Here is a 24,376-nt window from a genome sequence, read left to right on the forward strand (position 1 = left end):
CCCTCTCTTCCCGTTCTCCGGACCGGGCCGGAATCCCGGCCCCGGCTGCGGACCTCGTGGCCGGGTGGACCACGGTGGTCAGATGGACGGCCCGTCCGGCTAACCGGGGACCGCCTCCCCGTTTCGCGGGGACACCGATGCAAACGGGGAAAGGATCCCCGGTTATTTCACCTCTTGATGTGACCTGGGTCACACCCCATGACTGTCCCGCGCACCACGCCCCCCCACCGCGAAAAACCCACCGAACGGCGCACCCAACGCGCGCCGCCGCACCACCCGCCTAAGGCTGATCGACAGAGCGCAGTCAGGGGTCGGCCGACTGCCGCGGACCCGAAGGCGCCTCTATGCAGCAGCCCCGCCACCGGATACGCAGACACCGCCACCCGCTTGCTCTCGGGGCGGCAACAGCCCTGGTCATCGCCACACTGGCCTCGGCCAGCAGCACCCTGCCGCTGCCGAGCCGCGCCTCCGCCGGCCCCCTGACGAGCGCCCAGGCGGCGGGGCTCGGACCGTGCCGGATATCGGCGGCGACGGGTGTCCAGATGTCCGAGGGGATGCCCACCCAGCCGGGCTACGCCCGCTCCACCGGCCGCGTCCACGCACTGAACCTGATGATCGACTTCCCGGACGCCCCGGGAACGGAACCGGCCCTGGACCGGCTCGCGGAGTTCTTCCCCCAGACCACCGACTGGTTCCGCACCAGCTCCTACGGGCGGCTCACCTATGTGCCCGAGGCCCCGGTGAAGAGCTGGCTGCGGATGCCGCTGCCCTTCGCCGAGTACGGCATCGAGCGCGGCTCACCGTACGAACCGGGCTACCGCCATCTCGTCCAGGACATCGTCGCCGCCGCCGATCCCAAGGTGGACTTCCGCGCCTACGACCTGGTCAACATCCTGGTCACCCCGAACGCCGGCCCCTCCGCGCTGGACACCGTCCTGTCGGTGACGTTCTCCGGCAACGGCGACGCCCCGTACGCCGACGGCGTCCCGCTCTCGAACACGTCCTTCGTCTACAGCCGCCAGGACGACGGCTCGGGCTCCTTCCCGCAGACCGGCTTCCGCGTCCTGCCGCACGAGAACGGCCATGTCTTCGGTCTGCCCGACCTCTACACCATGGAGGGCGGCGGCTCCGTCGGGCACTGGGACATCATGTCGGAGGACTGGGGCGCCAACAACGACCTCCTGGGCTGGCACAAGTGGAAGCTCGGCTGGCTCGACAACGACCAGATCAGCTGCTCCGCCCGGCCCGGCACCAGCGAACACGTCCTGGAACCGCTGGCCACGCGCGGCGGAACGAAGCTCGCCTTCGTCCCGCTGACCGCCGAGTCCGGCTACGCGGTCGAGGTGCGCACCCAGGCCGGGAACGACCAGGAGGTCTGCCGGCCCGGCGTGCTGATCTACAAGGTCAACTCGGACGTCGACACCGGACAGGGCCCCGTCTCCGTCGCGGACAGCACCAGGGACAGCGGCGGCTGCACCCGGCTGCCCAACGTCCACGCCGAACTCTCCGACGCCCCGTTCCAGCCCGGCCAGACCTTCACCGACCGGACCAACGGCATCCGGATATCGGTGGTCGACAAGAACGGCAAGGGCGACTACCGGGTGCGCGTCACCCGCTCCTGACGGCGGAGCCCGCCCGGGGCGGGCAGGACGGGGCGGGCAGGACGGGGCCCTTCGCCGCTACACGCGGTCGACGCCCGGCACCTCCTTCATCGTGTCGACGACGGACCGCTCGGTGATCGCCGTGCGCGCGGTGACCGTCCCGGCGGCTATGCCATGGGCCGGCCGCACCTGCACGGTGCGCTCACCGAGGTAGGTGAAGGACGTGCGGTCGAAGATCCACTCCGTGCGCTCCCCGCTCTCCTCGTCGACCCGCGCGATGGCGACACCGCTCCTGCCCACCGCGTCCTTGGCCTCGTCGACCAGGACGACACCGGGGATCTTCGCGGCGGCCCGGTAGAGCGCCGAGGTCAGCTCGGGCGTCAGCAACTGCTCACGCACCAGGTCGCCTATGGTCGTGAACGCCTCCTGGTACTTCCCGTTGCCCTGGCCTCTCGTCTCGGCGTAGATCTTTCTCAGCAGCGCGTCCGGGTCGGCCGGCAGAGCCTTCAGATAGTCGTAGCTCGGGGCGGCCAGATGCGGGGGCGTGTCGCTGTCGAGGTCCATTCCCGCCTCGGACGTCGTCCCGTTGCCCGGCTCGATCAGCCAGCCCTTGCGGCCGTCCGGCGAGAGCCACACCTCGCGCGGGTGCAGCTTCTGCACCCAGGTGCGGGTCTTCTTCGTCGTCATATTGGTCTCGATGGAGAGCCACGAGACCTGGCTGCGGATGTAGATGAACTGACCCGGGCCCGGCACCGGCTGCTTCTCCTTGCCGGCGGCCCCCGAGATCCGGTCCACCGCGCTGCCCAGCCCCCGGGTCGTCCCGGGCACCACCCGCACCACGGGCGCCGGCACCATCGCCTGCACCGTGGTGTCGCCCTCCGACGGCCCCTGGCCGAGACGGCCGAGACCCACCACCCCGGCGATCACCGTCATCGTGGCCGCGGCGGCCACGCCGATCAGCACGGCCCGGCGGCGCGGCCGGCGCACGGGACGCGGCTCACCGGCCATGCCCCCCGCCCACTCCACGGACTCCAGGGACTCCGAGAACTCCTGCCGCCGGTGCTGCTGGATCTCGTTCATCAAGTGCTCCTCCAGGGCCGTCATGCGGCCGTGAGGAAGCACGGGGTCTCCCGGCCCCGGCAGCAGTCCGGACAGCTCCACATGGTCGATCGGCTCCTGCCGTCGCCAGGGGGTGCGCATCATCGGCCACTCTCCTCGTTCGACCGGACCGCGGCGATGCGGTCACCCCGTACTTGTCCGGGCAGCACTGCCGGTTCCCATCTTTTCCGCGCGCTCCGCAGCTCGCCGTCCGTGAGCTTGCGCAGCCGTGCCCGCGCCCGCGACAGCCGCGAGCGCACCGTCCCGACGGGCACGCCCAGCGCCTCGGCCGCCTCCGCGTACCCCAGTCCCGACCAGACGCACAGCGTGAACACCTCGCGCTCGGAACGGCGCAGCGCGCCCAGCGCCTTCTTCGCGGCGGCCAGTTGCTCCGCGTCCGCCATCCGCCCGACCAGTTCGTCGGCGAAATCGGGCAGCACGTCCCCGCGCGGTATTCCGGCCAGCGCCCGGTCGTGCCGCCGGGCCGCGCGTGCGGTGTTGCGCAGCACGTTGACCGCGATGCCCATGAGCCACGGTCTCGGTGTCTCGCCCTCGTCCCGCAGTTTCTCCCTCAGCCGCCAGGCCTCCAGGAAGGTCAGGGACACGACGTCCTCCGCCATGGCCCAGTCCCCCGAACTCCGCACGGCATGCCGGTAGACGAGCTGCGCGTAGTCACGGAAAAGCTCCCTGAAGGCTTCCGGATCCCCCGCGCGGATGCGGGCGTGCATCGAGTAGTTCACATCCTGTCTTGTCCACGCGACCGGCCCGGTTCCCGTGACCCACGTCACATCGTGCCCGACGGGGTGGTCCCGGTCCTCCGCCTCCGGCCTCGCGGGACACCCTTCCGGAAGCGGTCAGGAATCGAGAAGCCCCGGTGGCCGCCGCCTCATTAGCGTGAAGCACATGACCTCCATCGCAGCCCTCGTCCTCGAGGTGGCCGACACCGCCGCCGCCCACCGCTTCTACACCGCCCTCGGTCTCGCCGACCGCGTCCAGCTCCGCGAATCCACCGCCCCCACCAGCGGATTCCGCGGATTCTCGCTCTCCCTCACGGTGTCCTCCCCGGCCGACGTCCGGCACTTCGTCGACACCGCGGTCGAGGCCGGAGCCACCACGCTGAAGCCCGCGACCAAGTCCTTCTGGGGCTACGGCGGGGTGTTCCGGGCCCCCGACGGCACCATCTGGAAGATCGCCACGTCGAACAAGAAGGACAACGTCCCCGCCACCGGCGAGATCGACCAGATGGTGCTCCTGCTCGGTGCCTCGAACGTGACCGAGACGAAGAAGTTCTACCTCGCGCACGGTCTGACCGTCGCCAAGAGCTTCGGCAGCAAGTACGTCGAGTTCGACACCCAGGACGGCCCCCTGAAGCTGGCCCTGTACGGGCGCCGCGCCCTGGCCAAGGACGTGGGCGTCCCCGTCGACGGCAGCGGTTCCCACCGCATCGCGCTGACCTCCGACGGGGGACCGTTCACCGACCCGGACGGGTTCGGCTGGGAGGCCGCGCCCGTGACGGCGGCCTCCTGAGCGGAACGCTGCCGCGGTGAGGGGCGCCGACCTCGGCGTACAGCCGGCCCGGCCCCTCCACGGACCCGCCCCCGCCCGCCGCAAACGGGGGCCACCTCTCCAACCTCTATCCGCTAGGCTGTCTGCGGTTGCGCCTCCGTAGCTCAGGGGATAGAGCACCGCTCTCCTAAAGCGGGTGTCGCAGGTTCGAATCCTGCCGGGGGCACCGGGTCGGAAGGGGCCGTCTTCGATTGTTCGGAGGCGGCCCCTTCTCGTGTCGCTCCGCGCCGTGCCGGGAAGGGCGGTGGCGGGGGCATCTGGTGCAAGGGCGTGGGCGACCGTGCGGTAGCCGACTAGAGTCGGACCATCACATTTGGTCATGGGTCCAGGACGTGGCGCGCCTCTGTCATGTCGCTGGTGGGGAGGGCCTGTAGAGCATGAACCGTCGCTCCAATGGGTTGGTCGGTGACTGGGCCGAGGCGCAGCGCCGGGAACAGCGTCAGCGTGAGGCGCAGGCCGGGTACCTGCGGGATCAGGAATGGCAGCAGCGCGCGCTTCAGCGGGATCTCAATCGCAGCCGTTACGAGCAGAAGGCGGCGCGGCGGGAGCAGCGGGAGGCGGCGGCGCGGCGGCGTACGGAGGAACTGGACGCGCGGGTTGAGGCGTTGGAGGGGCTGCTGGCCTCGGGGTGCCGGGCGCCGGCGTTCCGGGCGGGGCAGTTGAGGCGGTCGGAGACGATCGAGCCGTTCGCTCCGGGGCAGCTCGCGTACCCGGTGGCGATGCCGGATCCGCAGCAGGCGCAGTACCAGCCGCAGGGCGGGTGGACGCCGCACGGGCGGGCCCAGGCCGAGGCGGAGGCGCGGTCGCGGTTCGAGCGGGACCGGCAGGCCGCGCAGGCCGCCGAGGCGGAGCGGCTGCGGCAGCTGGCGGGATATCAGCAGCAGTACCAGCAGTGGGCGGATGCGCGGCTGCGGGAGATCCGGCAGCACAACGCGGAGATCGAGGAGATGGGCCGCGGGCTGCGGGACGGGGACCCCGGGGCCGTGGTCGACTACTTCTCCGCCGCCCTGTACGCCTCGGCGGGGTGGCCGGACGGCTTCCCCCGGCAGGTGGCGGCGTCGTACGACGCGGGGGCGCGGCAGCTGGTGCTGAACTGGGAGCTGCCGACGTACGACACCGTCCCGGCGGCCAAGTCCGTGCGCTACATGATCAACGCCGACCAGGAGAAGGAATCGCCTCGGCCGGTCACGCAGCGCCGCGCGCTCTACCGGGACCTGCTCGCGCAGTGTCTGCTGCTGGTGCTGCGGGATCTGTTCGCGGCCGACGAGTTCGGCGCGCTGGACTCCGTCGCCCTGAACGGATTCGTCGACGACCACGATCCGACGACCGGCCGGCGGACGTCCATGGTCCTCGGTACGGTCATGGCCGAACGGGCGACGTTCGCCGGCTTCCACCTGGAGCAGGTGAACGCCGTCACCTGCCTGACGGACGGGCTGCGGGGCCAGTTGTCGTCGCGTCCGGACCAGTACGCGACCGTACGCCCCGGCCGGGTTCCCGAGGACGTCGGTCAGGGGGTCGTCACGCACGGCGGGGACGACGAGCCGGACCTCTACGCCATGGACCCGCTGGCCTTCGAGGCGCTGGTGGCCGAGCTGTTCCGGGCCATGGGCATGCAGGCCGTCACCACGCAGCGTTCGAACGACGGCGGCGTGGACGTCGACGCGCTCGACCCCACACCCATCCGTGGCGGCAAGATCGTCGTCCAGGTCAAGCGCTACAGCGCCACCGTTCCGCCGACCGCCGTGCGCGACCTGTACGGCACCGTCCAGGACACCGGCGCCAACAAGGGCGTCCTGGTCACCACCTCCGGCTTCGGACCCGGATCGCACACCTTCGCCCACGGCAAACCGCTGGAACTCGTCTCCGGCCCCGAACTCGTCGACCTGCTGCGCCGGCACGGGCTGCGGGGACGGCTGGGCGACGGCGGCACACCCGGAGCCGGCGCGAGGCCCGCGGGCGGCGGGGCCCCGGTGCCCGGTCCGCGCACGGCCCCGGACAGTGCGGACGGCCCCGACGACGACCACAACGTGCTGGGCATGTACTGGTCGGGCGAGGTCGCGCTCGACGTCTGCGCCCTCGTCTGTCACGGCAACCGGGTCCTGGACGACGACCACTTCGTCTTCTACAACAACCCCGCCACCCCTGACGGCACGGTCCGCGCGCTCGTCCCCGTCGCCCCGGACCGGGCCGCCGTGCAGGTCTCCTTCGACGCCCTGCCGGACCGGGCCGACCGGCTCGTCATCATCGCCGCGATCGACCCGGTCACCGATCCGGACACGGACCTCGCCGGGTTCACCGACGCCGGAATCCGGCTGCTGGACTCCGAGGGCGGTCCGCTCGACCAGCTGGCCGTCTCCGACGGCCGCCCCGGAGAGACCGCCCTCGTGCTGGGCTCCTTCCGCCGCCGCGCGAACGGGGACTGGGACTTCGTCACGGGCGGCAAGGGGTACCGCGGGGGTCTGGAGGAACTGGTCCAGGACTTCGGGATCGACGTGGAGTAGGGCGTCCGACCCCTCGCGGTGAGGCAGCCGCGTCGATCGCGCACACCGTCGGTGCGGGCATCGGCGGACACGCCCGCGCACGGCTTCTCCTTCAAGGCGATCGGACTGATCCTCGCCAAACGGGAGGACGACGAGCGGAGTGCATGCCCCGCGGCACGCCGAACAGCGCATGGAGTGGCGATGGGGAGACGGGCTGCTGGGGGAGAGAACTACTCGGCCCCTGGCCTCCTGTCCCGGACCGTTCGCCGGAGCAGGCGGGGTGGGTTCGGCACTGCAGTTGGCGCCGGGGGGGGCCGGCCCGCGTACGCCACTTCGTCGTAGGGCAATTCAAGACAACCTCGCGCGTGCGCCAGATGGCGTGGACCGGCTCTCCGAGAATGCCCTCTACTGGCGGAGCCGATCGTTCGGCAGCGCCCAATGCAAAGAACACGGGGGAGGTCCGCACATGTCAGGGGAAGCCACGCATCACTGGATCGTCGCGCTGGACGTCGAGAACTTCAGTCCGCGCCGGGACCCCGTGCAGCGACGGGTCCGAGCGGCGATGTACCGCGTGCTCGGAGACGCGATGGAGCGTGCCGGGCTCGCGGCGGCGGACACCGTGACGGAGGATCGCGGAGACGGCGTGCTCATGCTCATCAGATCATCCGTGGCCCCCGTGGTCATCGCGGGACCCTTCGTGCGCGAGCTCGACGAAGGGCTCCGCGAATACACCGAGGAAGCCAACGAGGATCACCTGGTCCGGCTGCGGATGGCACTGCACCAAGGCCTGACGGCAAGCGACGAGCACGGTTGGTCGGGCGACGCCATCAACATCGCCTGCCGGATCGTCGACGCCCAGCCATTGCGGGATGTCCTCGCCGCCGCACCGTCCGCCCGCATGGCGCTCGCCGTATCGGACGAGGTGCATCACGCGGTGATCAGGCACGGTCACCGGGGCATCGACCCCGCGGCCTATCTGCCATTCGATCTCACCACCAAGCACGACGAAACGATCAGTACCTGGATCACCGTCCCCGGCTACCCGGCTCCACCGGTGGCGGCCGGTCCGGCCACCGAGCCGCCCGTCGAACGGCAGCCGCCGTCCGTCCCGGACACACAGCCGAGCACCGCCACCGAGCAGCCCCCCGTCGTCCAGCGCGCCCGGACCGTGCAGGGTGACCAGGTCGCCGGGTCCAAGCACGTGACCGTCCACAACACAGGGAACGTGCGGTTGTGACGGCGGCAGCGGCAGTGCCCCCGGTCGCCGGCGGCCCAGGGGGGAGCCAGCCGGCGGCCGGGCCGGGGGAAGCCGCGGGAGGCGGCGCGCCGGGTGCCGGCCAGGAGCGGGCCAAGGACGGACAGGGCGACCCGCCGCAGTCCCCGCCGGCCGCGCAGACCGAGGGTGGGGCGGAATCCGCACCACCCCCTCAGTCCGGGCCGGGTGCGGAATCGTACGAGGCGACCGGTCAGCTAGGGCAGAGTTCGCAACGCCGCGGACTGCTGCAGAACGCCGCCGCCAACGTCGAGGGAGACATGGTCGGCGGCGACAAGTACGTCGTCGTGGTCGGCGGAGGCAGACACCGGCTGCGGGCCTTGTCGCCGCTCATCGCGGAACGCGTCCGTTTCGCCTACAGTTCCCCCGCCGACCTGCCCGACGTCCGTGAGGCGCTGGCCAGGCAGCGGCTGCTGATCCTGCGCTCGGCAGCGGGCTACGGCAAGTCCGCCATGGCCGTACGGCTCCTGCTCGGCGCGTGCCGGGGCACGGTCTACCACCTGGACAGCGGGGTCGACTTCGCCTCGCTGGCCGACCGGTTGGAGAACGACAGCGGGTCCATCGAGCCTGGAGCCGGCTTCCTGCTGGAACGGCCGGAGGACATCGGGAACCTCGGCCGGGAGACGTACGAGAAGGTGCAGGGGGCTCTGTCCCGAGCGGACTCCTGGATGGTCGTCACCGTGGCGGATGGCGAGTTGGCCGACGGTGAAATACTGTTCGGAGTACGGGATCTCTCGGACGCTCCACAGCCGGTGGAGGTGGTCCGCGCACACCTCCGATGGCGTCTGGGGGAGCGCGACGCCGACCGGCTGTTGGCGCGCCAGGATGTCCAGGACGTCATCACCGAACTGCTGGGCGGGCTCCCCGCCTGCCGACAGGCCGGGGACCTCGCCGCGGTGATGGCCCAGCAGTACGACCTCCATGGCGCAGTCGACCTGGACCGGTTGCGTGAACACCGGGCCCGGCTGGAGGCGGAGGACTTCGAGATCTGGGCCGAGAGCTTGCCGGACGCCGGCACACGCAGTTTCGCTCTCGCCCTCGCCGTACTCAACGGGCTGCCGCAGGAGGACGTCGCCCAGGCAGCACGCTCGCTGCGCGAGCGACTGGAGGACGACGGGCCCTACCTCAGGGCCCCCGGACCCGACGGACGACCGGTCCGGTACAAGGACCTGTTCGAAACACCCCGCCGGCGGCAACTGCAGCACCTGCGCGCCCAGGAGCTGGACAAACCGCTCGGCGAGCCCGGGACGATCATCGAGTACAAGGACCCCGGCTACGCGCGACGGATGATCCTGCACGCCTGGACCCAGTACGACATACAGGATGAACTCCTCGACTGGCTCGGCGGGTTGGTGGTCCACTCATCGCAGGAGGTGCGCGTCTACGCAGCGGCCTCCGGTCTTGGGGTCCTAGCCACCGAGGCATACCGGTACATCGAACGCAGGGTCCTGGGCCCGTGGGCGCGCAGTGACAGCGCGCTGCGTCGCACCGCCGTGGCCTACGCGCTGTCCGTGGCCTGTCAGAACCCCTGGGTGCAGACGCAGGCGACTGCCCTGGTGGTCGGTTGGTACGCCGACGAGCGGCCACAGGTACGGGCGGCCGCGGCCCGGGTGCACGGACTCGGCGCGGTGTCAGGACGTCCGGTGGAGGAGCTGGCCCGGCTCTTCGCGGTCGACAGTGTGACGGTGACGGTGGCTGTCGGCTGCGCACTGGCCGATCTGGTCGCCGATGATCCCGAGGCTGCCGGCTCGGTGCTGCCCATGCTGCGGGACAGGACCGGCGATCACCGCTCCGGCCGGTCAGCGGTACTCGCCTTCCTCATCGTCGCCGCGCAGGTGGTCGTGGAGACGAAGGAAGTCGGCCCGAGGGCCACGGCGCCCGAGTGGCCGACGTTGCTGTATCTGGCGCATCGGAGACCCGAACTGCGCGACTCCTTCGTGTGGTTGTGGCGTGCGGCGCTGAACGAGTCCTTCTTCCACGATGAGGCGGAACAGGTCATCGGCGACTGGGCGAAGCTCGCCGAGAAGGACTCCGAACTCCGCGAAATGTTACGACTGCTGGTCGGAGCCATCGCCCATGGCGATCAACGCTCGGGCCGGATCCTGCGTTCCTGCGCCGACGACTGGGTGCGTCCCGACCGGATCATCGGACTTCCCCTAACGGCGGCCATGGTGCGCACGCAGCTCGATATGGAAGGCATGTGACGATGAGCGTCTCCCTGATTCTCAACGAGCGGGTAATCTCCCGCAGTCGGGTGGGCGAGCTGCCCGACCTGCCGCCGTCGGTGGCGATCGTCTACCCGGTGGAGGGCGGCCCCTTCGAGGTCGAGACCGTCCGCACCTTCGGTCAGCGCTGGTTCGGCAAGAGCCGGGCCTGCTATGTCGTCGACCTCAGCGATCACAGACGCCAGGCGTCCGTCACCAGGACCCCGCTGACCTGCAAGGACGGCGGACACCGGTTTCAGGCGGCGATCGACGTGGGTTTCCGGGTGCACGACCCGGGGATGGTGGTGTCCAGGAACGTACGGGACGCGTTGACGGTCGTCTACGGATACCTCACCGACCGCATTCGGCTCCACGCCGCGCGCTTCGCAATCACCGAGGCCATGGCGGCGCAGTTGGCCGTCAACCATGAGCTGGACCGGGAGATCCCTCTTCCCGAGGGCATCACCATCTATTACTGCAAGGTCCAGATGGAGCCCGACGAGGCAGCGGCCCGCTACATCCAGGAGCTGGAAGAGGCCCGGCGCCGGGCCAAGCTCGGGGTACACGCTCACGAGGCCAGACGGTCGAGTACCTATTCCGACGAGGACATCGAGGACATCAAGGCCGCTGGCCGCATACGTCGGGAGTCGGGAGAGCGCGCGGTGCTGGGGAACACCCGTCTCGACTTCGACAACCTGGTCCGTGAGCACCTGGTCCGTCATCCTGAGCAGACCGCGCACGCCCTTGAACTGCTGGCGCGAGTCCGCGAAGCCGAGGCCGCCCAGCATGAGATCCGCGACCAGCGGCACGCCGAGATGGTCAAGTACCTCATCGACCAGGGCGTCGTGCGCGAGATCGACCTGCCTGGGCTGCGCGAAGGCGTGCTCGGTCCCAGCGCACGCGGCACGGGCGTCGCCGGGGTACTGGAGCGGCCCGACGCCGGACAGCCGGCCTCCTTCATCTCCGGGACAGCGCCGGACGACCCCAGGTACTCGGGATCCGCGCCCGTGGCGGCACAGGGCGGCCCCGTGCAGTGGGGCGGGAGCCCTCCGGTAGCCGCTGTGGCACCACCGAGCGGGCTGATTCCGGTCTACGTCGTCCTGGACACCTCTCGTGCCGCGGCCGACTGCGCCGCCGAACTCGGCAACGCGCTCCGCTCCGTGCAGACGCTGCTGGCCAACAGCCCTGACGTGGGCGCCGCCGTACGCCTCTCGGTGATCACCTATGCCGACAGCGCCGACGTGGTGCTGCCGCTCACCGAGGTCTCCTGGCGTACGGGCATGCCGGGGCTGACATCGGCGCCAGGCTGCCGCTACCGGCCGGTTCTGCGACGGCTGCTGGACCTGGTCCCGCTGGAGACGCAGCGGCTGAAGGAGCAGGTGCCCCGGGTGATGCGACCGGTCGTGTTCTTTCTGGCCATCGGCCAGGCCGAGGACGACACCGAATGGTCGGCGGCACACGCCGAGCTGATGGCGCACACGTACCACCCGCACGTCGTGGCGTGCGGGATCGGCGCGGATCGTTCCCGGGTCGTACGGCGCCTCGCCTCCCGACCCGAATTGGGCGTCGTCGCCGTCGAGGGTGCGGATCCCGCGCAATCGGCAGTGCAGTTCTCCGTCCTGCTCCAGCAGACGCTGCTGCATCTGGGCCGGAGCGCGATCGGGGGCGGTACGGAATTGAAACTCGACTGCCCGCAGGGCCTTCGGCCCGTCATGCATGAGCGATAGAGCGGCTGAACAGCGAAAGGGAGAACTGGGATGGCCGAGACACTTGGTCAGTTGCTGCCGGTGTACGTCCTCGCCGACGAATCCGGCTCCATGTCGGGCCACGTCGGCGACCTCAACGAGGGAATGAAGTCGTTGCACGTCGCGCTCCTGGAGGAGCCGATGGCCGCGGCCAAGGTGCGCTTCTCCGTGTTGGGATTCTCCAACAGCGTCGTAGAACACCTGGTGCTGGCCGATCTGAGGAGCGAAAACGAACTGCCCCGGCTGTCCGCCGGCGGCGGCACGAACTACGACGCGGCGTTCGCCGCGCTGCTGAAACGCATCCCGCAGGATGTGAGGACGCTCAAGTCCCAGGGATACAAGGTGCTGCGTCCCACGGTCTTCTTCCTCAGCGACGGCCAGCCGACCTGCGGTGAGGAGTGGCGCCAGACACATAGTCGGATGACCGACCGCAGTGTCACCGGTGCCGCGCCCAACGTCATCGCCTTCGGGATCGGCGGGGCGCGGGCGGAGACGATTCTGGCCGTGGCCACCGAGCAGAAGTTCGCGTTCATCTCGATCCCCGGTGCCCAGCTCGGCGACGCGATCGCCAAGTTCTTCACCGCGCTCACCAAGAGCGTGGTCGAGTCGGCCAACGCCCTGGCCGCCGGCCAGCAGGCCGAGTTGGCGGTGGAGAGGCCGGAAGGCTTCCGTCTCGCGATCGACGAGGTCTGAGGGTGGACAAGCGATTGCGCTTCCGGCGCAGCAAGAGCCGGGAGGACAAGAAAGGGGAGACGTCGGGACCGCCCGCAGCCGATCCGGCGGGGGCCGATCCCGACGGGGCCGCCGATCGGCAGCCGTCCGCCCCGCGCCGGACCGAGCCTCGGTACCCACCCGCGCCACGTGGGGAGGGAACGGCGCCTCGCTCGGGGCACGTCTCGGACTTCGCGGTGCCCGAGTACCGGGTCGAGAATTACGTCGTACCCGAATACAATGGCCCGGATCTCGCGCCCCCGTCCTCCGCTGGCCCCGGACAGCGATCGGCACCACGCCCGCCGCAAGGAGCCGGCCCAACGCGCGACCGGGAGCCGCAGGGTCCACGGAACCCGCTCGTTGCCCGACAGCAGTGGTCGCCGGCACCGCCGCAGGACCCGCCGGCACCGCGGCACGCGTCACCGGACGGGCAGGTCGGAGTTCCGCCGCACCACGGGCCGGTGTCGCAGCACGCTGCACCGGAACCAGGGTCCGAGGGAACCGCGCCAGGCTCCCGACGTGGCGCGAACCGGTACCAGCGCGTCGTGCTGGGGAAGCCCGCCGCGAAGGTGGAACCCAAACCACCGCCGGCTGATCCTTATCGGCCGGACACCCTCTGCGACGGATGGTCGACCCGGGAGCTGACTGTGCGCTTGGCCTCCGTCCGTGGGGACCAGCATCGCTTCGACGGGCGGCCGCGCCAGGACGACGTGGTCGTCGCCTGGCACGAACCGTCGTCCACGGTGGTGTTCGCCGTGGCCGACGGTGTCTCGGCGGCCGCGCAGTCGCATGTGGGGGCCGCGCTGGTCTGCCGTACGGCGGTCAACGACCTGCTGGTGCAGCTGAGCGAGGACAGATCCGGCCCCGACTGGACCCGGGTGCTGCAGGCGGCCCGGTATCAGCTGCTCATGCGGGTGGCCCGCGGCCGGGAACCGGACGAGCGCGACCTCTCGGAGGCGGCCCGGACCCTGGCCACGACCTTGGTGGCAGGCACGGTCGCACCGGCCGAGGGCGGCGGGATGCGTGTCACTCTGGTCCATGCCGGGGACTCCCCGGCATGGTCCCTGCAGGAGGGTCGATTCAGCCTGCTGCTGAGTGACAAGAACAGCGGGCCCGGCGAGATCACCAGCAACGCGGTGGCTGCGCTGCCGCGTCTGTCGGCTCGTACCCGTCCACTGTCCTACCTCCTGCCCTCGGACTGCGTCCTGCTGGTCGGTACGGACGGCTTCGGCGATCCGCTCGGTGACGGCTCCGGTGTGGTGGGCGAGTTGTTCGCGCAGTTGGCGATGGGCCCGCCCGAACCGAGGGCTCTTGCCCATCTGCTGGACTTCTCCCGGGAGACGTTCGACGACGACCGCACGCTCCTTGCCGTCTGGCCCCGGCACCGGCTCTCCGGTGGGGCACCATGACGGGGTTCGAGGCGACGCGGATCGCCCATTCGGATCTGGTGCTGGGCGCGCCGTTGGGGGGCGGTGGACAGGGCAAGGTCTGGACGGTCGAGAGACGGCTGATCAACAGGAAGTGGCCGGTCGCGTACAAGGAGTACAAGCCGGACTGGCAGGGTCAGTTGCGAGTCGAGGCGCTGGAGCGGATGGTGGCCTTCCTGCCCGAACAGCACCTCGCGGTCGGCCAGTGGCTTGCTGAGCACTCCGCCTGGCCCGCGGCCCTGGTGACGGAGGGACCACAGGTCCGCGGCTTCCTGATGCGGCAGATCCCCGACGAGTTCTTCATCTCCATGCCGTCCGGCGACGCGAAGGCGGCGGGATTCGAGTATCTGCTGAACCCCGAGCCCTACGTGAACAAGATGGTGGGGGCTGTGACGCCCCGCCACGTTCTCGGTCTGCTTCTCGCCCTCGCCGACATCTTGGAACGGCTGCACGGCCTCGGCGTGGTGGCCGGCGACCTTTCCCCGAAGAACCTGCTGTTCTCACTGTCCGGGCCGCGGCCCGACTGCTTCCTCATCGACTGCGACGCCATGGGACTGGGCGGCGACTGGGTACTCAAGCCCGTACAGACGCCCGGCTGGCAACTGCCCGACGGCGAGGCACCGGAGACACCGGAGGGCGACCGCTACAAGTTCGCGCTGCTCGCCGTGCGGCTCTTCCTGCAGGAGCAGTACGGCGAGGACACCACCGCGCTACGGCAGATGGACGGCGACGTGGCCGACCTGGCCGAGCGCGGACTGAGCCGCACGCCCACCGACCGGCCCCCTCTCAGCGACTGGCTCGACCCCCTGCGTCGCGCCCTTGATAGTGCCCCCGCGACCTGGTCGGACATCACGCAGGCCGAGGCGCGGACAACGGCCCACGTGGCAACGCCCGAGCCGACGGGGACTACACCGACGGTCGGCACGCACACCACCAGCCCCTCTCACCATCCCATCCTCACACCCCAACGCGCGCCCTCGTCACGGCGGGTGGGTCGCGCTCTGGTCGTGCTGGCCCTTATCGCTTTCATCATCTGGCAGATCGCGAGGCACAACGACTCCGGGGGCAACGACGGCAGCAACGGTACGAGCCAGACCGGAGTCGGATACACGGATTCGCGCGAGAGTCAGGCGACGGCACTGCATACGCTCCTGGCTCAGAACGCCGACCGCCGTCGCGGGGTTTCCGACGCCGTTGCTTCGATGATGAAGTGCAGCCGACTTCCACAGAGTCGAAGGGTCTTCGAAAACGCGGCGGACGCTCGGGCCGACCTGGTCGAGAAGCTGGACACGCTCTCCCTCGACCAACTGTCCGACGACCTGCCGTCGAACCTGCGCAGCGCCTGGCAGCGCTCGGAGGACGCGGACCGGGCTTATGTGCGGGTGGCCGACAACGTCTCGGGCGGCTGCTCGGCCTCCGCCGTGACCGCATCGAGCGCGTGGCGGGACGCGGCTTCGGCAAGCGCCGGCGCCACGAGGGCGAAAAAGGACTTCGTCACCGCGTGGAACCCCGTCGCCCGGGACTTCGGACTGGGAACGTTCGCCTGGTCCGATCTGTGAACCGCTGCCCGAGCCGCGCTCACCTCGCTGCCGGGCCGCCCTCCCGCACCCGCTTCAGCGCGTCCGCGTTGTGGACGGTCACCTGAGTGCGCCCGGTCGTCACCCAGCCCTCGGCCCGCCATTGTTCCAGGACCCGGCTGACCGTTCGGCGGGAGCCGAGTACCAGGCCGGCGAAATCGTCCTGGGAGAGCGGTAGACCGATGTCCACGACTCCTGAGGCGTTTCGTCGGCCGTGACGGGCCACAAGATCGAGCAGCAGGCCTGCCAGGCGCGCGGCAAGCGAGTCGGCGCCGACCAGCGTGCGCTGCTGGTCGGCGTCCCGTAGGCGGGCGGAGAGCACCTGACGGACGGAGCTCGTGATCACCGGATGATCGTGGGCGGCCGCCCGGAATGCCTCGGCGCGTATCACCAGCGCCTGGACCGGAACGAGGGCGGTGAGCGTCGCGGATCTGGGCCCCCCGTCAAGCCCGGCCTGTTCGCCCAGCAGATCGCCGGGCCCTCGCAGGGCCAGCACCGCCTGGTATCCGGCGGCGGCCACCGTGGTGACCTTGACGCAACCCCGCCCTAGGACGAGGAGATGATCGCTGAACTCGTCCTGTCGCAGCAGGTGTTCCCGGGCGGCGAACGTGGTCGCCTTGCCCGCCTCGCGAAGTGTCCGCTGGGCTGCGGCGTCCAGCAGGTTCCAGAACGGTGGTCGGCCGGACTCGTGTCCGAACGGGCCGCTCCCTCGCAAATCCGCGGTCATCCCTGCCTTTCCGCTCACCTCGCCATCAGCCGGTGAGGCCCGCGACCGCTATCAGCACACAGCCGCCCACCGCGGCGAGCAGTGACTGCCGTACGAACCGCTGTTTGGTCCACACGATGCGACTCATGTCGACCAACTGACGGGTCAGCGCGGGCAAGGGGGCGTGCCGGCCGAGGCGGTCGGCGAGCTCCTCCGCGCTCCAGTGCCGTAAGTGGCCGTAGAAGATGAAGTCGTCGACGTGTTCCGAGCGTACGCGGCCCGCATGGTTGTGGCGGGGCAGAACGGCGAGGACCGCCAGCACCGCGGAGAGGGCGAGCAGTGCCAGGCCGACCCACAGGATCGTCTTCGGCAAAACACCCGAGACACTGCCGAGCCGGTTCTCCGAGCCGGACAGCGCGGCCACACCCGCGAGAGCCGCGGACTCCATGGCCAGGGCGAAGGACGCCTTGGCGTCCACCGTGCGGGTCCACTCGGCAAGTACAGAATGCACCTGCCATGCGGTCTTGGTCGCTTCCTCCCGCATCACCGGCTCCCCCTCGGACACTGGACGCACCCTTCCCCGTGGCTGGCGGACGTGGCGCCGGGCCGACGCAGGAGGACGTTACCCATCCGTCTGCCTTCACAATCTGGTCCTCCACGTTTGTGGTGTCCCATCCGCGGGTCCGACGTGCGGTGCCGGCGTGGCGCGCGGTGTGACGGACGCACCGCCCCGCCTCACGTACTACATCCCCCGGGGGAGCAACCGTCCGTGTCGTTCCCCCGTCGGACGTTCCCGGTCGCCTGCTACGGGGACGACCCCTCCCCGGGCCCCGCCTAGCGTGAGACGCGTTCCCCTCGCCCTCTCACCCCGGTCGGGTTCTTCGTCATGCCCAGAGTGAAGTTGGTTCCGGCCGGTGCGGCCGTCCCCGTCTGTCCTGCCGTGTTCGGACTGCTGCTGGGACTGTGGGGCCTCACGCACGACACGAGCATGTGGCGGGACGAGGCGGCGACCTGGCAGGCGGCGCACCGGTCGGTGCCGGAGCTCTGCCGGCTGCTGGAGCACGCGGACGTCGTCCACGGGCTGTACTACCTGTTCATGCACGGCGTGTTCGCGCTCTTCGGCGACAGCCTCGTCGCGCTGCGGCTGCCGTCCGTCCTGGCCATGTCGGGCGCCGCCGCCCTCGTCGCGGTGCTCGGCACCCGGCTGACCGGCGGCACCGTCACCGGGCTCGCCGCCGGACTGGCCTTCTGCCTGTTACCGGCGGTCCAGGAATACGCGCAGGAGGGGCGGCCGTATGCCCTGGTCATGGCCTTCTCCGCGCTCTCCTGCCTGCTGTTCGTCCGCGCCCTCGACCGGCCCGGGGCGGCGGGGCGCTGGACGGCGTACGGGGCCGCGGTCCTCCTGGCCGCCCTGCTCAACTGGTTCGCGCTCCTCGTCCTCACCGCCCACGCGGGCACCCTCGCCCTCGTCCGCCCGCCGCGCGCCACCGTGCTCCGCTGGGCCGCCGCCTCGGGCGCCGCCGTCGCCGGGACCCTGCCGCTGATCGCCGCCAGCGCCGGGCAGACCGCCCAGGTCGACTGGATACGCCCGGCCGGTCCCGGCACCCTCCTGGTGCTGCTGCTGACCTTCGCCGGGGGCGCGGTCTGTGCCCGGACGGCAACGAAGGCTGCGCGCGGGCCGGCGGGCCCAGCAAGCGGAACGGGGCGTCCGCCCACCCTTGGCCGCCCCCACCCGCACCGCCCACGGCTCCCCCACCTGTCCCTCTCCCGCCTCGCCCTCCCTCTCCTCGTCCTGCCCCCGCTCGTCCTGCTCGCCGGCTCGCTCCTCCGCCCCGTCTACCTCACCCGGTACGTGCTCTTCGGCCATCTCGGGCTCGCCCTGCTCATCGGCGGTGCCTGCCACGCCCTGACGCACCGGCTGCGGACACCGCCGCACCGCACCGTCGCCGCCGTCGCCGGTCTCGCCTTCCTCGGCCTGCTCCCGGTCCAGCTCTCGCTGCGCGGCGCGGACGGACGGATCGACGACGTCCTGGTGACGGCGGCGCACGTGGCCGCCGTGAGCGAGCCGGGCGACGCGGTGCTGTACATCCCCTCCGCGCGCCGCGACACCGCCCTCGTCTCGCCCACCGGATTCACCGGGCTCCGGGATCTGGCGCTGGCCCGGGGCCCGCTGGAATCGGGCACGCTGAACGGGGTCGAGGCCGGGCCGGAGCGGATCGCCGGGGCCATGCTGTCCGCCCGGCGGATCGTGGTCGTCAGCGACGCGGGACCGCCGACCGCCCCCACCGCCCGCGACCGCGCCAAGCGGCGCGTCCTGGAGGACCGTTTCGTACGCCGCGCGCAGACGACGGCGCGCGGGCGCACGGTCACGGTGTACGAACGGCGCGGCGGCTGACGGCGGCCGGAGGCTCAGCGCCCCCGGTTGCGGGGGTGGTTGCGGGCCGTGCGCTCGTTGCCGAACTTGTACGCGCCCGTCCAGCGGGCCATCACGGCCTGGGCGTCCCCGGACTCGACCTCGGCCGTGAACTTCGCCGCCCGGTCCCCGCGCAGCGTCGTGGCCTTGCGGTCGCGGTGGGTGATGACCACCGTGCCGTCCGCGCGCGTCTCGTAACTGAATCCCGAAGGTGCCGGCATCCCCCGACCGCCCTCCCTCTCTGCGTCGGAACACACGGTCCTGTGCGACCGCAGGTTCACCGGGTCCGCGGTCCCCGGCGGTCGTCCACCTCCACGGTCAGCCACGGCCAGCCGGCCGTCCAGTCCGCCAGGTCGGCGGCCGTGGGGCCCGCCGCGTCCCGCAGCGGGGCGGCCGGGCGGTAGTGGACCAGGGTGCCCGTGGTGCCGTCGTCGGCGACCGGGTCCAGGCCGGTCTCGGGCACGCCGTACGCGTACCGCTGGGTCCACGCGCCGCCGAGACGGCGGTTGGTGTGGACGAGGTGCTCGCTGAGGGCCGCGACGACGGACATGCCCCGGCGCGGGTGGCCGTCCGGCAGGGTCTGCGCGCCGGGGGTGTCGAAGAAGCGGAGGTCCTTCGTGGCCATGACGGGCTTCTTCACGATCCGGCCGTCCGCGTCGCGGCGGGTGTCGGTGCCCCGGCCGTCGTCCGCCACGGCCACCGAACCGTCGGCGTACAGGGTGACGCGGGCACGTCCCCCGCCGGTGCACTCCGCCTCGTCGGCCGCGTAGGCGAGGACCTCCAGGACCAGGTGCCCGGGGCCCGAGGGGGCGAAGGCGGCCGGGTCGCGGCGGATGCCCGCCAGATGGTCGCGGTCGACCGCCGCCGCCCAGTCGTGCGTCGTATTGCGCCAGGCCGGGTTCAGCGCAGCTCCTCCGGGCAGGGCGTGCCGGGCGACAGCTGGTACGGCGCGCCCAGGCGGTAGACACCGGCGTGCGGGGCCAGGAGCTCCGTCCACTCGTCGCCGTGCTCGTCCTCGTCCAGCTTGTTCAGGCAGCCGTTCTCGTTGACGAAGGACCTGGGGGTGTTGTCCTTGTCGGGCCGCTTCTTGGACGCCTCGGTCTCCCTCGGCCGCTCCAGGCTCTTGCCGTCGGCGTCGACGAGGGCCAGCCAGCGCGAGTACGGGATCCGGATCAGCACCCGGCCCGCCTTCTTCACGTGGATGGTCAGCTCCCCGGCGCCCGCCTCGTCCACGGTGGCCGGCGGGTCGGCCATCGGGACCGGGCTGTCGACGGCGAAGAGCCGCCAGTTGGCGTCCGACCAGATCGCCTTGAGATAGGGCTGCCCCTTGGCGACCAGCTCCGCCTCCTGGACCGCCCCGCTGGAGTCCGGGTCGCCCTTGGGCAGCACCACGTAGTGCACGGCCCAGCGGTCGAGCCACTGCCGGTAGTTGACCGCGTCCAGGGTGTCGTCGTAGAAGAGCGGGTTGCGCTCCATGTCGGCCTGGCGGTTCCAGCCGCGGGCCAGGTTGACGTAGGGCAGCATCGCGGCGGCCTCGCGGTGGCTGCTGGCCGGGACGACCTCGACGCGTCCCCGGTCGGCGCCCACCCGCTGGAGCTGGTCGACGAGCGGGGCCAGCTCGCGGGCCCAGGACGCGGTGGGGGCCGTGCGGACGATGTCGTCGATGCCCTTGAAGCCGATCCAGAAGTTCAGCCCGGCGAACGCGAGGACCAGCGCGTACCACTTCCGCGAGCGCGGTGCGACGTACGGCAGCGCGGCGAGCAGCACCACCCCGGCGAAGAGCATCGCCATCCGCGAGACGTTCGAGCCGATCTGCGAGTCCACGATGTACGTGAGCAGCGTGCCGATCCCGTACACGGCCGCCGCCGTCCGCACCGTCTTCCAGTCCTCGGGCACGAGGAGGAAGACCAGCACGGAGAAGACGAACGGCCCGGAGAGCGTCGCGACCGACATCGGCTGGGTGCCGGAGAAGGGGAAGAGCCAGGCCGAGAGCGCCACGACCACGACCGGGGCCAGGCCGAGTGCGTACGCGCCGGGGCGCCGCTTGTTCAGGAACAGGGCCGCGGCGACCACACCGAGGAACAGCCCGGCGACCGGGCTGCCCGCCGTGGCGAGCGCGGCGAGCGGGGCGGCCACGGCCGCCTTCGCCCAGCGCTTGTAGCGCCACCTGTACGGCCAGCAGAAGACGGCGGCCGCCGCGCCGACGGCGAACATCATGCCGAGCCCGAACGTCACCCGCCCCGACAGCGCGTTGCACAGATACGCGAAGACACCGGCCATCGAGCAGGCCAGCGGATTGCGGACCGCCTTCACCCGGTACAGGATCAGCGAGGTCAGCCCGGCGGAGACCGTTCCGGCGATCATCATCGTCGTACGGACGCCGAGCAGCGACATCAGATACGGCGAGACCACGCTGTACGAGACGGGGTGCATGCCCCCGTACCAGGCCAGGTTGTACGCCGTGCCCGGATGGCGGCCGACGAACTCCGCCCAGGCGTCCTGGGCCGCGATGTCACCGCCGCTGTTGGCGAAGAACAGGAACCAGATCAGATGCGCGACCGCCGCGACGGCGGTCGTGAAGAGGACCGGGTGGCCGAGACAGCGCTCCTTGACGCTCCCGTAGAGCGCCCGCGCCCCGGAGGAACGATTCGACGCCCCGGACGGCTCGGGCCCGGTGGCGGTCCCCGCCCCGGAGGCGGCTGCCACGGCGTCCTCGGACTGCCCGGAGGGCGTGCTGTCCGCCCGCGTCGGCTCGGCAGTGGTCACTGCGATTCTCCCCGTCCCTCCCCGGACGCGTCGCAACCGCCGGCTTTCCCGTTCGGGTCTCATGGGCCAAAAGACGCGTTCCAGGGTCCACGCGTTGCCCCCGGGACGCTAGCACGCACCGCACTCACGCTGCCCGGAAAGGGCCCGTGAAGTGCCTCGCACCCCGGGGGCTGCCGCGGTATCAGCCGAGGCGGCTCAGCTTCTGGCCGAAGGTCGGGTCCTTCAGATCCTGCTGGAGCGCGACCGGGGCGCTGACCCGGCCGGTGCCGGTCCCCACGGTCACCACGCCGACCTTCGTCCCCGCCTTCATGCTGCGCGAGATCTCCTTGCCGCCGTCCGTCACGGACAGTTCGATCCGGAGCCCCTGCCAGCCCTTCGCCTTCAGGTCGGCGGTGGCGACCAGCGGGGTCCGGCCGCCGAAGCCGTCGTCCACGTAGCCGACGACATCGCCCTTCTTGACGACCTTGGCGGAGACCACCGCCTTCTGCGCCTCCTTGATCAGCTTGAGGCTGTTGTTCAGGGACATGACCAGGCTGTCGTACGGCTGCCCGGTGCCCGCCTGCTGCCCCATGACCGCGCCGTAGATCCAGAGCTTCTTGCCGTCCACGACCGTGTTGGCCGACCAGACCAGGTTGCCGCCGGCCGGGGTGGAGGAACCGGTCTTGATGCCGCTGACGCCGGGCTCCAGCAGGATCGTGTTGTTGTTGTAGATCGTCGTGTCGATGCCGTCGATCTTGATCTGCGGGGTGTCGACGATCTCCCGGAACACCTCGTTCTGCATGACGGCCTTCGCCAGCTTCAGCTGGTCGTCCGCGGTGGACACGGTCGTCTTCTTCAGACCGCTCGGGTCCGTGTACGTGGTGCGGGTCATGCCGAGCTCCTTGGCCGCGGCGTTCATCTTCGCCACGAACTCGGTCTCGGAGGAGTCCCAGCGGGCGAAGAGCCGGGCGGCGTTGTTGCCCGAGGGGATCATCAGCAGCTGGAGCAGCTCCTTCTCGGAGAACTGCTGGCCCTTGCTGATCGGCGCGGTCGACTCGTCGCCCAGCTTGGACTCGTCCTCCGCCTGCTGGTCGACGGTGATCTGCTCGCCCTCCTCCTTGCCGGTGAGGGGGTGCCCCTTCAGCACCACGTACGCCGTCATGATCTTGGCGACGCTCGCGATCGGCGCCGGCTTCTGCGCCCCCGCCGAGCCCATCGTGCCGACCCCGTCCACGGTGACGGCCGACTGCCCCTGCTCGGGCCACGGCAGCTTCAGGTCACCGCCCCCGAACGTGTACGACGGCTCCGCCGTCATCGTCAGCACCGGCTCCGGCAGCGGGCGCACCATCTGCACGATCGCAAACACCAGCAGCAGCAGGAGGACCAGCGGGGTCCAGATCTTGACCCGGCGCACGGCCGTCCGCACCGGGGTCTCCGGCGGCGGCGGGGTGTTCGTCAGCTCGGCCAGCAGGTCCAGCGGGGGACGCGGCGGCATCGGCTGCTGCCGGGTCCGCTCGGCGCCGCTGAGCGAGGCGGCGGGCGGCTGCTGCCCGGCACCGGGCCCGGGAGCCGGGACCTCGGGGGTACGGGGGGCGGGGGCCGGCCGTACGTCGTCGGAGCGCAGCGGGACGAACCGGCTGGTCCGCTCGGCCGCCGCCGAGTCCGCCGGCGCACCGTCGCCCTCGGCCGGCTCGGCCGCGGGCTGCCGCTTGACCGGCGGCGGGGTGATCTTCAGCGCCGTCGTCGGCTGGTCGACCCGGGGCAGCCGGGGCGTCTTGAACACCGCCGTCGCCTGGTCGATCCCCGTCTTGTCCTCGGCGTCCGCCGACTCGGCGGCTTCCGACCCTGCGGGCTCCGACTGGGCAGACGCCTTCTCCGCGGACGCCTTGTCCGCGGGCTTCCCCGGAGCGCTTTCGGCTTCGGCGGACTTCTCGGCGGACTCTTCGCGGGTACGGGGGATGCGGGGCTCGGGGTCCGCGTCGGTGTCGGTGTCGGTGTCGGTGTCGGAGCCTTCGGGCTCGACCTCGGGCTTGTTCTCCGGCTCCGGCTCCGGCTCCGGCTCACCATCGGCCTTGGCCTCGGGCTCGGACGTCGCCTCGGACTTCACCTCGGACGTCGCCTCGGGCTCGTCCTCGGCCGCCGCCTCGGGGGCGTCACCGGCTTCGGATCCACCCTCGGCCCGAGCCTCGGCCCGAGCCTCGGCCCGGACCTCGTCCTCGTCGCCCTCGTCCCCGTCCTTAGACACCCACGCCGCGACGGCCGCACGCAGCCGCGCGTCACCGTCCTCGGCCGCTGCCGGACCGTCGGACGCCTCCGGGGCCTCAGAGGCCTCCGGGTCCTCGGGGCCCTCACCGCCGCCCTCAGCGCCCTTGGCAGCGCTCTCAGCGTCCTCGGAGCGCTCAGCGCCCTCAGGGCTCCCAGAACCCCCGGCCGCACCCTCCGCCGCCCCACGCTCGCCTTCGGGGCGGTCCGTGGCGTCCACCGGCCCCTCGGGGGCCGTCACGGCCGCGTCGGAACCATCGGGGACCCCGTCGGCGTCCGTCTCCTCGGAAGTCGAGGAAGTCGCGGAGGCCGCGGAGGCCGCCGGGGTCTCGGAGGAGTCTGAAGGCTCGGAGGCCCCGGACTCCTCCCGGCCGTCCAGCTCGTCCCGGCTCGGGGCGCGGAAGACGGCCGTGGCCGTGTCCGGGCGTTCTCCGGTCTCCACCGGAGAGGCCGGTTCACGGAAGACGGCAAGACGCGGATCGGCCTCGCTCCGAGTCGTTCCCGACGACTTCTGCTGCTCCGACTTGTCGGGGGACTCGCCCGCCACCGATGCCTCCTCCATGCGGCG

Annotated in this window: 18 protein-coding genes and 1 tRNA gene; 11 read left to right on the forward strand and 8 right to left on the reverse strand. The window is 71.3% G+C overall.

What is annotated here, in order from left to right; genetic code table 11:
• The first annotated feature begins 344 nt into the window (after nt 1-344).
• A complete protein-coding gene (locus tag ACFVDM_RS29715; protein ID WP_383647245.1) occupies nt 345-1,622 on the forward strand; it encodes a M6 family metalloprotease domain-containing protein in 1,278 nt (425 codons plus the stop codon).
• A 57-nt stretch (nt 1,623-1,679) separates the two neighbouring features.
• On the opposite strand, the gene ACFVDM_RS29720 is transcribed toward ACFVDM_RS29715, so the two are convergent.
• Entirely contained in the window at nt 1,680-2,804 is a 1,125-nt protein-coding gene (locus tag ACFVDM_RS29720) for a CU044_5270 family protein (protein WP_383647248.1), read from the reverse strand.
• Entirely contained in the window at nt 2,801-3,427 is a 627-nt protein-coding gene (locus tag ACFVDM_RS29725) for an RNA polymerase sigma factor (protein ID WP_383647578.1), read from the reverse strand. Before ACFVDM_RS29725 ends, ACFVDM_RS29720 begins: the two co-directional genes overlap by 4 nt.
• A gap of 175 nt (nt 3,428-3,602) precedes the next feature.
• Here ACFVDM_RS29725 and ACFVDM_RS29730 point away from each other — a divergent pair, with 175 nt between their 5' ends.
• From ACFVDM_RS29730 to ACFVDM_RS29770, 9 genes are all read left to right on the forward strand, one after another.
• Nucleotides 3,603-4,226 (forward strand): glyoxalase, encoded by a 624-nt coding sequence (locus tag ACFVDM_RS29730; RefSeq protein ID WP_383647251.1) that lies wholly within the window; start codon nt 3,603-3,605, stop codon nt 4,224-4,226.
• A 132-nt stretch (nt 4,227-4,358) separates the two neighbouring features.
• Nucleotides 4,359-4,431: transfer RNA gene (locus tag ACFVDM_RS29735), tRNA-Arg, on the forward strand.
• Between the two features lie 211 nt (nt 4,432-4,642).
• Nucleotides 4,643-6,766, forward strand: a complete 2,124-nt coding sequence (locus ACFVDM_RS29740) for a restriction endonuclease (protein ID WP_383647253.1) — start codon at nt 4,643-4,645, stop codon at nt 6,764-6,766.
• A gap of 358 nt (nt 6,767-7,124) precedes the next feature.
• Entirely contained in the window at nt 7,125-7,982 is an 858-nt protein-coding gene (locus ACFVDM_RS29745; protein WP_383647256.1) for a hypothetical protein, read from the forward strand.
• A gap of 296 nt (nt 7,983-8,278) precedes the next feature.
• Complete coding sequence (locus tag ACFVDM_RS29750; RefSeq protein WP_383647259.1) at nt 8,279-10,222, forward strand: hypothetical protein; 1,944 nt, start codon at nt 8,279-8,281, stop codon at nt 10,220-10,222.
• Nucleotides 10,223-10,224: 2 nt separating this feature from the next.
• Complete coding sequence (locus ACFVDM_RS29755; protein ID WP_383647263.1) at nt 10,225-11,949, forward strand: hypothetical protein; 1,725 nt, start codon at nt 10,225-10,227, stop codon at nt 11,947-11,949.
• A 30-nt stretch (nt 11,950-11,979) separates the two neighbouring features.
• Entirely contained in the window at nt 11,980-12,660 is a 681-nt protein-coding gene (locus ACFVDM_RS29760; protein WP_383647267.1) for a hypothetical protein, read from the forward strand.
• Nucleotides 12,661-13,331: 671 nt separating this feature from the next.
• Nucleotides 13,332-14,087 carry a protein phosphatase 2C domain-containing protein gene (locus tag ACFVDM_RS29765; RefSeq protein ID WP_383647272.1) on the forward strand — a complete coding sequence of 252 codons (756 nt, stop codon included), beginning with the start codon at nt 13,332-13,334 and terminating at the stop codon, nt 14,085-14,087.
• Nucleotides 14,084-15,664: a hypothetical protein gene (locus tag ACFVDM_RS29770; protein ID WP_383647275.1), complete on the forward strand. Its 1,581-nt coding sequence runs from the start codon at nt 14,084-14,086 to the stop codon at nt 15,662-15,664. Before ACFVDM_RS29765 ends, ACFVDM_RS29770 begins: the two co-directional genes overlap by 4 nt.
• 19 nt (nt 15,665-15,683) lie before the next feature.
• Here the strand turns inward: ACFVDM_RS29770 and ACFVDM_RS29775 are convergent, their stop codons facing one another.
• Together ACFVDM_RS29775 and ACFVDM_RS29780 are read right to left on the reverse strand one after the other, a co-directional pair.
• Nucleotides 15,684-16,409, reverse strand: a complete 726-nt coding sequence (locus ACFVDM_RS29775; RefSeq protein WP_383647280.1) for a Crp/Fnr family transcriptional regulator — start codon at nt 16,407-16,409, stop codon at nt 15,684-15,686.
• Nucleotides 16,410-16,434: 25 nt separating this feature from the next.
• Nucleotides 16,435-16,932, reverse strand: coding sequence for a Pycsar system effector family protein (locus ACFVDM_RS29780; RefSeq protein WP_383647284.1), 498 nt, complete (start codon nt 16,930-16,932; stop codon nt 16,435-16,437).
• A gap of 342 nt (nt 16,933-17,274) precedes the next feature.
• On the opposite strand from ACFVDM_RS29780, the gene ACFVDM_RS29785 reads away from it, so the two are divergent.
• Nucleotides 17,275-18,783, forward strand: coding sequence for a glycosyltransferase family 39 protein (locus tag ACFVDM_RS29785; protein ID WP_383647287.1), 1,509 nt, complete (start codon nt 17,275-17,277; stop codon nt 18,781-18,783).
• 14 nt (nt 18,784-18,797) lie between these two features.
• On the opposite strand, the gene ACFVDM_RS29790 is transcribed toward ACFVDM_RS29785, so the two are convergent.
• The 4 genes from ACFVDM_RS29790 to ACFVDM_RS29805 all read right to left on the reverse strand — a co-directional run bounded on the left by ACFVDM_RS29790 (nt 18,798) and on the right by ACFVDM_RS29805 (nt 24,370).
• Nucleotides 18,798-19,022, reverse strand: coding sequence for a hypothetical protein (locus ACFVDM_RS29790; protein ID WP_383647290.1), 225 nt, complete (start codon nt 19,020-19,022; stop codon nt 18,798-18,800).
• A 56-nt stretch (nt 19,023-19,078) separates the two neighbouring features.
• On the reverse strand, nt 19,079-19,798 hold the full coding sequence (locus ACFVDM_RS29795; RefSeq protein ID WP_383647293.1) for an ATP-binding protein: 720 nt from the start codon (nt 19,796-19,798) through the stop codon (nt 19,079-19,081).
• Nucleotides 19,702-21,567: an MFS transporter gene (locus ACFVDM_RS29800; RefSeq protein ID WP_383647296.1), complete on the reverse strand. Its 1,866-nt coding sequence runs from the start codon at nt 21,565-21,567 to the stop codon at nt 19,702-19,704. Before ACFVDM_RS29800 ends, ACFVDM_RS29795 begins: the two co-directional genes overlap by 97 nt.
• 181 nt (nt 21,568-21,748) lie before the next feature.
• A complete protein-coding gene (locus ACFVDM_RS29805) occupies nt 21,749-24,370 on the reverse strand; it encodes a serine hydrolase (RefSeq protein ID WP_383647299.1) in 2,622 nt (873 codons plus the stop codon).
• Between the last annotated feature and the right edge of the window lie 6 nt (nt 24,371-24,376).

This window comes from Streptomyces sp. NPDC057682 (genome assembly GCF_042799575.1).
Taxonomy (GTDB): Bacteria; Actinomycetota; Actinomycetes; order Streptomycetales; family Streptomycetaceae; genus Streptomyces.